Source organism: Pseudomonas petroselini, assembly GCF_045037875.1.
Classification (GTDB): Bacteria; Pseudomonadota; Gammaproteobacteria; order Pseudomonadales; family Pseudomonadaceae; genus Aquipseudomonas; species Aquipseudomonas petroselini.
In genome coordinates this window covers 3,416,870-3,429,247 of sequence record NZ_CP173614.1, presented here as the reverse complement: position 1 = coordinate 3,429,247, position 12,378 = coordinate 3,416,870, and the positions used below count along the sequence as shown (strand labels likewise).

The following is a 12,378-nucleotide window of genomic DNA, read 5'->3' as shown; positions in this document are numbered from 1 at the left end:
CTGCCCCGGCGACAGCTCGGGGGCCTGGTCGATGGGGATGTCTTCCAGGTCCAGGGGATCGCAAGTCAGTTGAGTAACGCGGGTGCGCCGCTGGACGGGTGCCCTACCGCACTCACCGGTTGCAGTGCGGTACGCGAAAGCTTTTTCGCCTGGGCTTGCAGGTCGCGACGGGTCAGGTCGATGCCGACACCGTACCCCCAGACGTGGGAAAACGCCTGTTCCAGGCTGATGTTCACGCCGCCTTTGCCGATGGCCACCACCCGTTCCACTTCGTGGTGCAAGTCGGCGGTCAGCGGCGGATAAGCGATCACGCCTTCGGCCGGCACCACGGCGTCCGCCGGTTTCATGAAGAAGAATGGCGGCTCACGGTCCGGGTCATGCCCCATCTCACGCGCGTGCTCGCTGTAGTTGCGGCCCACACAGAACACCCGGCGCAGCGGGAAGCGCGCCGCACTGCCCTGTACCGCGAGGGATGGGGTTGGGGTGGGTGTCAATACGTAGTCAGTCATCGCCTGTTCCTCTTCATTTACCTGGCCCCAGTATGGCGAGGAGCGCCAAGGCGAAGTTGGACAGGCTTACGCAGATTTTGCACTGACCGGTGCTTGCACCTGCTTCTCCGGGTTCAGCAGGCGATAGAGTGGCAAGCACGCCGCCTGGATCAGCAGCATGCGGATCACCTGCATCGCCGTCACCAGCGTCACGGCCAGGCCCAGGGCCTCGGCGGTGAGGCTCATTTCCGGTGCGCTGCCGGGCATCATGCCCAGGGCCAGCGACAACCACGGCATGCCCAACCCGGCGCCGAGCGCCCAGGCAGCCAACGCTGTGGTGATCACCGAAGCGGTCAATAACAGCAGCACCTTGGCCAGCAGACCCGGCGCACGACGGAAGAAACTGCGGTCAAACGCGACGCCCAATGCACAGCCGATCAGCAACTGCCCGCTGCCGCTGAGCCAGCCCGGCATGCTCATCGACAAGTTATTGCAGCCCACCCCCACCGCGCAGATCAGGAACGGCCCGAACGTCCACGGGTTGGGCAGCTTGCATTGCTTGAAACCCAGGGCCGCCAGCCAGCCCATTGCCAGGATGAAGATCAGCCATGGCCAGATCACCGGCAATGGCGCAGGCGCAGCCACCGCGGGCAGGCCGAAGGTGGCAACGGCAGGAACCGTCAGCAGGATCAGCAGCAACCGGATGCTGTGGGCGGCCGCGATGAACGCAGTATCCGCCTGCCGTTGGCGACCCAGGTGCACCATCTCGCTGGAATTGGCGGGCATCAAGGCGAAGAACGCCGTGCCGAAGGGCACGCCCCAGCGATGCAGGATCAGCACCGAACACAACGCCAGCACCAACGTCAGCAACACGGCCGTGACGATCAGCCCAAGGTGGGCCGCCACCTGCTGCATCACCGGCAACGTGAAATGACAGCCGATGGCGACCGCCACGATGAGTTGCCCGACGTGGCGCCCATGGGGAATCTCCGGCACCCGGCCAACGGCGCAGCGAGTCAGCATCACGGCCACCAGCGAGCCAATCACCCACGGCAATGGCCACCCCGCCCAACTGGCAAGGCTACCGCCCAGGGCGCCGACGATCAGGGTGACAAGCCAATAGGCGCGAAAGTTGGGCATCGTGTGGCACTCGGCATGGAGAAGAATGCCGACAGGTTATAGACTTGCCTTCATCACAGAAAATATCTATTTGTGAAGCAACTCATCACACTTTGTTATGCGAGCCCGTATGAACCTGAAAGCGTTGGAGTACTGCGTCGAAATCGCCCGTCAAGGCAGCTTCACCAAGGCGGCCCAGGCGTTGCACGTGGCACAACCGGCGCTGAGCATGGCGGTGAGTCGCCTGGAAGAGGAGCTGGGCGTAGCCCTGTTCAATCGTGCCACGCGGCAGATCAGCGTGACGGCCGAGGGGCAATTGTTCCTGGCGCGTGCCGAGGCGTGCCTTGAAGGGTTGGCCGGTGCCCGGCGTGAATTGCAGGACCTGACCCAGTTGCACAGCGGCGAGATCCGCGTCGGCGTGCCGCCGATGTATGGCATCCGTCATATTCCCGAATTGCTGATGCAATTTCGCGCCCGCTACCCCGGCATCGCCATGCATGTGGTGGAAGGCAGCGCCGATGACATCAGCAATCGCCTGGCCACGCGGGACATCGATGTGGCGCTGCTGGAGTCGCGGCGGGTCGATCCGGATTGGGAGTCGGTGTTGCTCGGCAGTGACGAAATGGTGTTGTGCATGCATGCGCAGCACCCACTGGCGGCAGCGTCGTCCATCCCGGCCGCGCGTTTGCAGGACGAGCCGATGCTGGTGTTCGACAACACCTTCCTGCAGCGCCATCTGCTGGACGCCTTTTGCAGCGCGGCTCGGGTTCGGTTCAGCATTGCCCTGGAGAGTAATTTCGTGCCGCTGGTGATTACCGCCACCCGCAGCGGAATGGGCATATCCACCCTGCTGCGCTCAGTGCAGGAGCAGGAGCCCGGGCTCGCGGGTGTTTCTTTCGAGCCCGCGCAGTTCATGCACTTCAACCTGTGCTGGCGCGCCAACGAGTACCTGTCCCAGGCCAATCAGCGGTTTATTGAAACGGCAAAGGCGTATTTCCAGGACGATGAGCGCTCACCGTTGCCGGGCTAAACGGTCACTTACGCGCGACTTTATAGCGCACGCAATCTTGGTAGAAACCCTGGCGAATCGCCTCAGGCTTGAGCCGCGAGCGGCTGTCGTAGGTTTGTTCGGTGATGCCCATGGCCATCATGCGCATCCACGATTTATTGAATTTCATGGACTGGATCTTCTGCCGCGCCGCATACAGCGACACCCCGGACAACTTGAGCTGCTGGGCCCTGGCGGCGGTGCCGGCCCCCCAACTGCACATGTACTTGTCACCTTCGCGCAGCTCCCGTGCCTGCACGGCAGCCGCGCCGCCGGCCAGGGAGCAGGCGATCAGCATGATTCCAACAGTGCGCATTTGCATCCCCACCTAACCACCTGAAAATAAAAGCGATTCTGGCGAGGATTTTGTTACAAGGGGGCCATTAAAGTGCCTTATTTGCCCCTTATCACCACTGGTAAGTCGCACTTGCCTGCACGGTGCGCTGTGAGCCATACCAGCACCACGAGTAGGAATAGCAGGACGCGACATACTCTTTATTCGCTAGGTTGGTGGCGTTGAGGGCCAAACGCAGGTTGTCCTTGAGGTGGGTAATGTTCGGGATGTCGTAGTGCACCGCTGCGTCAAACAGGGTATAGCCCGGCACTTTGAGGGTGTTGGCGGTATCGCCCCAGGACGAACCGACATACCGCGCGCCTGCGCCAACGCCGAAGCCTTTGAGCTGGCCGTCGTGGAAGGTGTAGTCGGCCCACGCGGAGGCGGTGTGGCGCGGCACGCCGTACGTGGTGGTGCCTTCGGCAGCGATGGCCGGGCCTACGCCGATGTCGCTGATGGGCGCATAACGCACGGTGTTGTTGGACTTGCTGAGGCGGTTGTCCAGGTAGGCATAGGCGGCGGTGATGTCCAGGTTATCGTTGAGGCTGGCCTTGCCTTCCAGTTCAAAGCCACGCGATTGCACTTCGCCGTCCTGGCTCTGGCAACGGCCGGTGCCACACAGGTGAGTGGGGTCCGGGTCGGTGGTCAGCACGTTGGTCTGGCGCAGGTCGAAAATAGCTGCAGTGATAAAGCTGTTGCTGCCCGGCGGCTGGTACTTGATGCCGATTTCATACTGCTTGCCCTCGGTCGGCTTGAACACCGAACCGCCGTAACCGGTACCCGATTGCGGGTTGAACGACTCCGCGTAGCTGGCATACGGCGCCAGGCCGTTATCGAAGAGGTAAACCAGGCCGATACGGCCGGTGAACGCCTTGCTGTCCAGGGACGACTTGCTCTTGGCACCGCTGCTGAGGGTCTGCGTGCTGTTATCGGTGCTGGCCCAGTCATACCGACCGCCCAGCAGCAACACCCATTTGTCCCACTTCATCTGCTCTTGCAGGTACACACCGGTCTGTTCGCTGCGCGAGGTGCCATCGGTGGTGTAGGCCGGCACGGGGACCGCCGCGCCATACACCGGATTGAAAATATCCAGGGTCGGGCCTGCGGTGTAGACGCCTGACCCGGACAGGGTGTCGGTGCTGGTGTTCTGGTAGTCGAGCCCCATCAACAAGGTGTGCTGCAGCGGGCCGGTGTCGAATTTGGCCTGCAACTGGTTGTCGAGAGTGTAGGCATCCATGTTGACATCGCTGGCGATGGTCGAACGGCGAATGGTGCGGTAATCCGTCTGCAGGTAGTTGCTGTAGAGGCTGCGATACTGGCCTTCGCTGCGCAGGTACCGCGCATTCTGGCGTACGGTCCACACGTCATCGAAGTGATGCTCGAACGCCCAGCCAATGGAGTAGTACTCGCGGTCGCTTTTCTCGAAGTTCTTTTCGCCATCGTAGAAATCCACATCGATGCTGCGCCCGGTCGGGCTATGCAGCACCGAGCCCCAGGCCGGCACCGAACCGTAGGACGCACCTTTGGGGTCCTTCTGGAAATGCCCGAGCAGGGTCAGCGAGGTGGCGTCGTCCGGGCGCCAGGTGAAGGCGCTGGACAATGACTGACGGCGCGTCTCGGTGTGCTCTACCTGGCCATCCGCATCGACGAAAAGCCCGGCGACACGGTAGGAATACACGCCCTGATCGTCCAGCGGGCCACTCAAGTCGAAGGTGGTGCGCTTCTTGTTAAAGGTGCCGTATTCCACACCCACTTCGTGAAACGGCGTGTCCAACGGGCGCTTGCTGACCATGTTGATCACCCCGCTCGGCGTGCCCTGCCCGTACAACACCGACGCCGGACCACGCAGCACTTCCACGCGTTCCAGGTCGAAGGCGTCTTTTTGCGGCAAGGCGTCACGGCTCGATGGCATGCGCAGGCCATCCAGGTAAGTGGCCGGGGAGAAACCGCGAATGGTCAACTGGTCGAGACGCGACGCGGTGGCGCCACGGGTTTCCGGGATGACGGCGGCGCTGTAGCGCAGGATCTGGTTGAGGCTCTCGGCGTTTTGCGCACGCATCTGGTCTTTGGTGACGATGGAAATCGACTGCGGGGTTTCGATCAGCGCGGTATCGGTCTTGGTGCCCGACACGCTGCGCGTGGCCACATAGCCGGACACCGGCCCGGTCGGGCTTTCGCTCTGGTAGGCGCCGCTGATGGTGGTGGCCTGCAGCTCCATGGCGCCGCCGCTCTCCGGGATGGCTTCCAGACGGTAGCGATCGGCGGAGATCTTCAACGCTTGCAAACCGCTGCCGGTGAGCAACTGGTTCAGCGCCACATCGGTGTCGTATGGACCGCTCAATCCCTTGCTGCGTTTGCCCCGGGTCAAGCTTGCATCGAATGCCAGTACCAACCCCGCCTGCTCGGCCAGGCTATTGAGCGCCTGGCTCAAGTCACCGGCAGGAATCGAGAAACTGCGCACGGTGCTACTGCTCTCTTCGGCGAAGGAGGACTGGACGGTGAGCAACGGCACGGCGGCAAAAGCCATCGCCACTGACAGGGCCAGTGGATGCAAGGGACGAGCGAGACGCGACATGGGAAATCCTGCGTAAGGGAGGTTCTATTAACCATGACGGCCATGTCGGGAAATCGGGCAAGGATGAGAGCGATTTTTATTTTAGACGTGCGAATGCAATCAGGTTTATCGCTTTTTTATGTAGCCGTTTAGCTGGGTTTCTCGCGGATTTTCCCGCTGTGTAGTCGGCCTTTTCTGAATTTCTCAACCGTTCATCCAGCCGCTTTTTGCTGCGGCATGCTCCGACGCCTTGCCCTCTGTCGAGACGTCACGGATGACCCACGCTTCCCACATTGCCCTGATCGAACATGAACTGGACGGCTTTCATCAAAGCCTGGTGATTTATCGCCAGCAGATGGGCGCGTGGTATTCGCGTGCGCTGGACGCCGTGAGCCATGGGCTGGACATGCCGTCGTTGTTGGGGATGGACCGGGTGTTGCGGGTGGGGGATGCGCAGCAATCGGTGAGCCTTTCCGATGCTGACTTTTCGACCGTGACCCGCTGCCCGGTGGGCGGCGAGCTGAAGATCGAGAGCCTGTTCGAGTCGGTGTATGACGTGCCGATTGGCAATATCCCGGTCGAGGTCATCGGGCTGGATGATGGCAGTTCCACCGTGATCATGCTGGATGAACAGGGTAAGGGCTCGCACCACTGCGCGGCGGGCGAGCGCTATCAGGTGCGGGTGCAGGGCGGGGTGTCCGAGGAACAGGTCGACGCGCTGTTTGCCTCTTACGCCGGGCTGACCGGGGATCTGGAGCGGTGGCTTCGGGAGCAGTGGTCTGGCTTCAAACCGCACTGGGAACGCTCAACCGCCAGTGCAATTGGCAGCGGCCTGTTGGCGGGCAGCTGGGCGGCGATTCGTGATGTGTGGGACAGCATCAAGCTCGTGCAGGCGATTCTTGAAGACCCGCTGAAGTACGTCGAGCAGTTGGGCACCGAAGCGGCCAAGTTGGCGCAGATCGCCACCGATGCGCCCAAGGTCATGGAACAGGCCATGTTGCTGGCCAGTGACGAGGCAGCGCTGTACCTGATGTTGCGCACGGCGATGATCTGGTTGGATGCATTGCCACCCAGTGAAATAGCGAAAGTGGCAGCTGGGTTTGTGGTGTCGCTGCTGATCGACTTGGTGATTGGCGTGGTGTTGACCATCGCCTTGCCGGCGGCGGGTGTGGCGTATTTGAGTCTGCGCTTGGTCAAGTATGGGGCGCAGATTCTTGATGCAGCGGTGAGCTTTGTTAAGGGTCTTTTGGCGATTCTGACGAAGTTCCTGCAGGCCGTGGATCGCTATAAGGCGGTCGCGGTTCGCGGGGTGGTCGGCGCGCTGAAGCAAGGCACGATGCAGATGCGCTGGAAGGCGCGGCAGAACGCGGTGCTGAAGCAGAAAGAGCATGTGGATGATGTGCCGGCTGCTGCTCGCAATCCCAACGGGGATGCGGCTGCCTCTTCCGACAAAACAGCCACTAACGGTTGCCCGGTGTCGATGGTCACCGGCGAGGAACTGCTGACGCTGACCGATGGGGCGTTGGACGGGGTGTTGCCGTTTGAGTGGACGCGCTTGTACCGCACCAGTGCGGTGGAAATGGATTGTGGGTTGGGGTTTGGTTGGAGTCACTCGCTGGCGCATCGGCTGAGTGTTTCCGGTGATTCGGTGGTGTGGACCGATCATGAAAATCGGTCGACCACCCTGCCCTTGCCCACGGTTTCGCGGCCTGCGATTACCAATAGTTTGGCGGAAGCGGCGATCTACTTGGGGGCTTCGCCCGATGAGTTGGTGCTGGCGCAGGCGTCACGGTTCTACCACTTTCGCGACGGTGTGCTGACGGCGATCAGCGATGCGTATGACAACCGGTTGCGCATTTCCCGCAATTATCTGGGGCAGATTGAGCGGCTGGATAACGGTGTCGGGCGTTCGTTGTTTTTGCGTTATGCGTCGGGGCGGATCGTGGCGGTGGATTATCAGATCCATCGGGCCACGGGTCTTGAGCCTTTTGTCTGGGTGACGGAACAGAACGTTGTTTCCTACGCGTATGACGGCGCTGGGCGACTGATTTCGGCGACTAACGCTGTCGGCGAAAGCGAGGTTTATCGGTACGACGAACAGCACGTCATTCTTGAGCGTGGTTTGGCCGGTGGGGCGAGTTTCTTTTGGGAGTGGGAACGGGCTGGTAAGGCGGCGCGGTGTGTGCGGCACTGGGCCAGTTTCTCGCAGATGGACACGCGGTATGCCTGGGATGACAACGGGCAGGTTACGGTGTTTAACGCGGATGGTAGTCAGGAAGTCTATGTCCATGACCAGCGGGCGCGGCTGGTGCAGCGGGTCGATCCGGACGGGGCCGAGCACTTTAAATCCTACGATGAAAAAGGCCGGCTGACGGTTGAGCAGGACCCACTGGGAGCGGTGACGGCGTATCAGTACGACGAAGCCGGACGCTTGGTGGCGTTGTTTCCGGGGGAGGATGAGCCGACGACCTACGAGCATGACAATGGGTTCGTACGGGTTGTGCGGCGTGGTGAAGCGGTTTGGAAGTATGAGCGCAATGATCAGGGCGATGTGACGCGTAGGACCGATCCTGACGGCAACGCTACTGACTACAGCTACAACAAATATGGGCAGTTGGTTGGGGTTTGGTATCCCGATCACAGCTGTCAGAAGCTGGTTTGGAATGAACGTGGGCAGTTGCTTGAGGAGCAGTTGCCGAATGGTGGGATCAAGCGTTATCGCTACGACGATCTTGGCCGGCAGGTGGCGCGTGAGGATGAGCATGGGGCGCTGACCCAGTATATGTGGGATGCAGCAGGTCGCCTGGTAAAACTGACCAATCCCGGCGGGGATACGCGCCAATACAGCTACAACCCCTACGGAAAAATCACTTCCGAACGTGATGAACTGGGGAACATCACCCGCTACGAATACGCCGACGGCCTGCACCTGATCAGCCGTCGCCTCAACGCCGATGGCAGCCAGGTCAACTACCGCTACGACAACGTGCGTTTGCTGCTGACCGAGATCGAAAACGAGGTTGGCGAAACCTACCGACTTCAGTACCACAGCAACGGCCTGATCCAACAGGAAACCGGGTTTGACGGTCAGCGCACGGCTTACGTTTACGACCTCAACGGCAATCTTCAGGAAAAGACCGAACACGGCGATGACGGCAGTCAGCTGATTGCCCGCTACGAGCGCGACCATGCCGGTCGACTCGTAAGAAAAATCCTGCCTGATGACAGCAAGGTTGATTACGCCTACGACCGCCAGGGCAACCTCCTAAGCGTCGAAGACGGCCACTGGGCCCTGGCCTACGAATACGACGCCCAAAACCGCCTCACCGCCGAACACCAAGGCTGGGGCACCCTGCGCTACGGCTACGACACCTGCGGCCAACTAACAAACCTGCGCCTGCCCGACAACAACCGCCTCACCTTCAACCACGACAAAGGCGGCCACCTGGCCACCGTCGAACTGAACGGCGAGATCCTCACTTCGCATCTCTACAAAGCCGGCCAGGAACACCAACGCCAACAAGGCCAACTGATCAGCCACTACCACTACGACGACCAGCAACGCTTGCACGCCCACGCCGTCACCCAACCGGAATACACCCTCTACCAACGCCACTACGACTACGACAAATCCGGCCACCTCACCCGCCTGCTCGACACCCGCAAAGGCGAGCACCGCTACCACTACGACCCACTAAACCGCCTCACCCGGGCCGACCACACCCAAGGCGAGCCAGAACGCTTCGGCCACGACCCCGCCGGCAACCTGCTCATGCAAGACCGTCCCGGCCCCGACATCGTCGCCGGCAACCGCCTGATGATCCAAGGCGACCACCATTACGACTACGACGCCTTCGGCAACCTCATCCGCGAACGCCGCGGCAAAGACCACTCACTCGTCACCGAGTACCGCTACGACTGTCAGCATCGGCTGATCGGCATCACCCAACCTAACGGCCAGACCGCCAGCTACCGCTACGACCCGTTTGGGCGGCGTATCAGCAAAACCGTCGACGACGTAACCACCGAGTTCTTCTGGCAAGGCGACACACTGATCGCCGAGCACCACGCGGACCGTCACCGCAGCTACCTCTATGAACCGGACAGCTTTCGTCCACTGGCTCTACTGGAAGGATTCGGCCCAAAAGAAACCAAGGTCTACCACTATCAACTCGACCACCTCGGCACCCCGCAGGAACTCACCGACAACGGCGGAGAAATCGTCTGGTCCGCGCACTACCGCGCGTACGGCGAAATCACCCGGCTCGACATAGGAAAAATCGACAACCCGCTACGCTTCCAGGGCCAATACTTCGATCGAGAAAGCGGGCTGCACTACAACCGCCATCGCTACTACAATCCGGATATTGGTCGGTACCTGACGCCGGACCCGGTGAAGCTGGCGGGTGGGATCAATGCGTACCAGTACGTGCCCAATCCTACGGGGTGGGTTGATCCGTTAGGCTTAAGCTCATGTCCTGGCGGAGATGGTTGCAAGCCAAGCGCTACTGCTAAAAACTCTGCGCCAAGTCTTAATAATGGGGAGCCAGCTTTACCGCAACTGACGCGTGCTGAGCGCCAGGCAAGAGTTGATGAACTTGCTGAGGCTAACGCCTATAGACGCTTAGACGAGCTTGAGAAAGCAACTCCAGGAGCACATTTCCTAGAAAAGCACGGGGCACAAACAACACTCGAATCTCAGCTCGAACGATTGAATACCGCAAGGAATCCGACGACGGGAATTATTGAGCGCTACACATCAGGTCCAAAAACAGGGGAACCTAAATACCCCCCCGCTGCAACTCATTACCTCAGTCACAGGGATCAGTTAAACTCAATATACCGAGCTCAGCTCATTTTTAGAAGAAACGGACTCGCAGCATCATTACGACCAATGGATATGGGCAAGGTTGTTGGCGAAGGATATTCAAAAGATGGAATGGAATACAGCAAACAACGTAAAGCAAGAGTGATACTGAACAATCAAGGCAAGCCAAAAACCGCATATACGGAGAAATGACTAAAAATGAAAAAAAAACCTGACATGTCGATAATCCGCGGACTCTTGTTCACTTATGACATTGAAAATACGGATAACTTAGAGAGAGAGAGGCTTATCGCCTCAAAAAACATAAATAAAGAGCGAGAACTTATAGAGCTTTTTGACGAATTGACTAAGCCGGACTTTCTAGATTACACGAGGAGTGAGCAGGAGTGGTTCATCGCTTCTATCACACACTTTTTAGCCGCAAACGACAGTTTTGATGCAGTTTTTAAAAGCATGGCCACCTACTTCAGCGCACCTGTCATTGATCAGAAAAAATTCATGCAAGTACTATTGACTTGCTTAATACAATACCACAACACAACAAATTCGAAAAATTGAAAAATTAGCCCTCTTATAAACAGGCATACCCTAGTGCAGGCACATATATGCAGTTGCAGACATTAGAAACCCTAATATCGGAATATCTGACCAAAGTGAATGATGCAACGCAATTACTCGAACGACGCTTCGGAACTAAAAACGTTCTGCGGTTATGGCGTTCCAAGAAAATCCCCCAGCGAGGCTCTGTCACCGATGACGTGACCTACGAATTGCACGGTATTGGTTGCTGCGTTTACCTATCTGACCTATACATCGATTTTGATTACGGGCCTGATGATAGGGTCGACGGCTTTGACGTTTGGCGATTGTATATTTACGCATGTGAGCTACCGCGCAAATACAAAAAATATACAGACAAAAATTACCTAACACATGAATTCGACGAGTACCTGAAACTTGGAAAAGCCAAGAAAATCCCCGGTTCCATGTCCAACTTGTACTACATTCAACCTTTAATATTGAATGCACATCCTGACGAGCAATCAGGCCCTCACCCCCACGCCACCACCAACAACCCCACCCCCAACACCAAACACAATGGCGAATAAAAATACGTATCCAACCTCGCAAACCGCGACCCACCCACCTTCTTGAAAAACCCCACCAACTCCGAATCCCCAATCGCCCTTGCAAACATCACCACGGCAATCGCGCTGATCCCCCACTGCAACGCACCATGGGACACCGCCGAGAAGTACAGTCCAGCCCGCAGGCACACCAACAGCGCAATTGCCACCAGCCCCATCGCCACCAGGAACGTCCCCAGCGCCGAGGGCTTGAACGCTGGCTTTGGGCCGCTGGCGAATTCGCCGGGCAGTTGGGGGATGGCGGCGAGGCTGCCGAGTTTGCCGCCGGCGGCCCAGTAGAGGTGGACCATGCTGATGCAGGTAAAAACGCCGACAATCCATCGTGCGACAACAAAGCTCATGGCTGGCTCTCCCTGAAAGGTGCGAAACAGAATAGTCGCCCTGAGATTTTCTGCAGGCATTTCGTCGGCGGCTGATGGTAAAGTGCCGCCCCATGAAACTTGCCCGTGCCGATCGCTCGCTCATTGCCTGGATGCTTTACTGCTGCGTCCTGTTCAATGTGTTCGCCTGCAGCATCGGTCATGGGCAGATGGTCGGGATGCAGCTCAATGGCATCGGCGGTCAGTTTTGTACGGTAGACCCGCGCACCCAGGCGCCCACGCCGTCCAATGCCCCTGAAGAGAATTTGCCTACGCTGTCCAAGGCGTTTGGTTGTCCGCTGTGTTCCACCGGCGGCATGGGCCCTGCGCTGAGTTCCAGCCTGAATGTGGCGGTGTTGCCACGGCCTCATGCCCCCCCGCCTGCCGTAGTCCTGGCTGCTGACATCCCTGCCCGCTTCACCTGGCCCACGGCCCACCCGCGCGCGCCGCCTGCCTTCGCCTGAGTCCTTCGCTTTCTGATCTGCACTGAGCACCGTTTC

At 59.2% G+C, this 12,378-nt stretch carries 9 protein-coding genes and 1 pseudogene; 5 read left to right on the top strand and 5 right to left on the bottom strand.

Annotation, left to right across the window (positions count from 1 at the left end; all coding sequences use genetic code 11):
* Window positions 1-86: 86 nt before the first annotated feature.
* Window positions 87-509, bottom strand: a pseudogene (locus ACI512_RS15815) (fumarylacetoacetate hydrolase family protein); the annotation flags it as partial.
* A gap of 66 nt (window positions 510-575) precedes the next feature.
* Window positions 576-1,628, bottom strand: a complete 1,053-nt coding sequence (locus ACI512_RS15810; protein WP_064053894.1) for an AbrB family transcriptional regulator — start codon at window positions 1,626-1,628, stop codon at window positions 576-578.
* Between the two features lie 109 nt (window positions 1,629-1,737).
* Between ACI512_RS15810 and ACI512_RS15805 the strand changes: the two genes are divergently transcribed.
* Entirely contained in the window at window positions 1,738-2,637 is a 900-nt protein-coding gene (locus tag ACI512_RS15805; RefSeq protein WP_236381890.1) for a LysR family transcriptional regulator, read from the top strand.
* Window positions 2,638-2,641: 4 nt separating this feature from the next.
* On the opposite strand, the gene ACI512_RS15800 is transcribed toward ACI512_RS15805, so the two are convergent.
* Window positions 2,642-2,971, bottom strand: a complete 330-nt coding sequence (locus tag ACI512_RS15800; RefSeq protein WP_231809423.1) for a hypothetical protein — start codon at window positions 2,969-2,971, stop codon at window positions 2,642-2,644.
* Between the two features lie 91 nt (window positions 2,972-3,062).
* Window positions 3,063-5,564 carry a TonB-dependent siderophore receptor gene (locus tag ACI512_RS15795; protein ID WP_405121875.1) on the bottom strand — a complete coding sequence of 834 codons (2,502 nt, stop codon included), beginning with the start codon at window positions 5,562-5,564 and terminating at the stop codon, window positions 3,063-3,065.
* 253 nt (window positions 5,565-5,817) lie between these two features.
* Here ACI512_RS15795 and ACI512_RS15790 point away from each other — a divergent pair, with 253 nt between their 5' ends.
* From ACI512_RS15790 to ACI512_RS15780, 3 genes are read left to right on the top strand one after another with little or no spacing between them, the layout of a single operon-like run.
* On the top strand, window positions 5,818-10,563 hold the full coding sequence (locus tag ACI512_RS15790; RefSeq protein WP_405121873.1) for an RHS repeat-associated core domain-containing protein: 4,746 nt from the start codon (window positions 5,818-5,820) through the stop codon (window positions 10,561-10,563).
* A 6-nt stretch (window positions 10,564-10,569) separates the two neighbouring features.
* Window positions 10,570-10,929: a hypothetical protein gene (locus tag ACI512_RS15785; RefSeq protein ID WP_236383930.1), complete on the top strand. Its 360-nt coding sequence runs from the start codon at window positions 10,570-10,572 to the stop codon at window positions 10,927-10,929.
* 47 nt (window positions 10,930-10,976) lie between these two features.
* A complete protein-coding gene (locus ACI512_RS15780; RefSeq protein WP_250949527.1) occupies window positions 10,977-11,480 on the top strand; it encodes a DUF6896 domain-containing protein in 504 nt (167 codons plus the stop codon).
* Here the strand turns inward: ACI512_RS15780 and ACI512_RS15775 are convergent.
* A complete protein-coding gene (locus ACI512_RS15775) occupies window positions 11,423-11,860 on the bottom strand; it encodes a DUF3995 domain-containing protein (RefSeq protein WP_078048046.1) in 438 nt (145 codons plus the stop codon). The genes ACI512_RS15780 and ACI512_RS15775 overlap by 58 nt on opposite strands.
* 92 nt (window positions 11,861-11,952) lie before the next feature.
* On the opposite strand from ACI512_RS15775, the gene ACI512_RS15770 reads away from it, so the two are divergent.
* On the top strand, window positions 11,953-12,342 hold the full coding sequence (locus ACI512_RS15770; RefSeq protein ID WP_250949528.1) for a DUF2946 domain-containing protein: 390 nt from the start codon (window positions 11,953-11,955) through the stop codon (window positions 12,340-12,342).
* Window positions 12,343-12,378: the final 36 nt, after the last annotated feature.

Coding starts and splice junctions, on each gene's coding strand:
- ACI512_RS15780 (WP_250949527.1), top strand. CDS start 10,977: ATGCAGTTGCAGACATTAGAAACCCTAATATCGGAATATCTGACCAAA.
- ACI512_RS15800 (WP_231809423.1), bottom strand. CDS start 2,971: ATGCGCACTGTTGGAATCATGCTGATCGCCTGCTCCCTGGCCGGCGGC.
- ACI512_RS15805 (WP_236381890.1), top strand. CDS start 1,738: ATGAACCTGAAAGCGTTGGAGTACTGCGTCGAAATCGCCCGTCAAGGC.
- ACI512_RS15775 (WP_078048046.1), bottom strand. CDS start 11,860: ATGAGCTTTGTTGTCGCACGATGGATTGTCGGCGTTTTTACCTGCATC.
- ACI512_RS15790 (WP_405121873.1), top strand. CDS start 5,818: ATGACCCACGCTTCCCACATTGCCCTGATCGAACATGAACTGGACGGC.
- ACI512_RS15785 (WP_236383930.1), top strand. CDS start 10,570: ATGAAAAAAAAACCTGACATGTCGATAATCCGCGGACTCTTGTTCACT.
- ACI512_RS15810 (WP_064053894.1), bottom strand. CDS start 1,628: ATGCCCAACTTTCGCGCCTATTGGCTTGTCACCCTGATCGTCGGCGCC.
- ACI512_RS15770 (WP_250949528.1), top strand. CDS start 11,953: ATGAAACTTGCCCGTGCCGATCGCTCGCTCATTGCCTGGATGCTTTAC.
- ACI512_RS15795 (WP_405121875.1), bottom strand. CDS start 5,564: ATGTCGCGTCTCGCTCGTCCCTTGCATCCACTGGCCCTGTCAGTGGCG.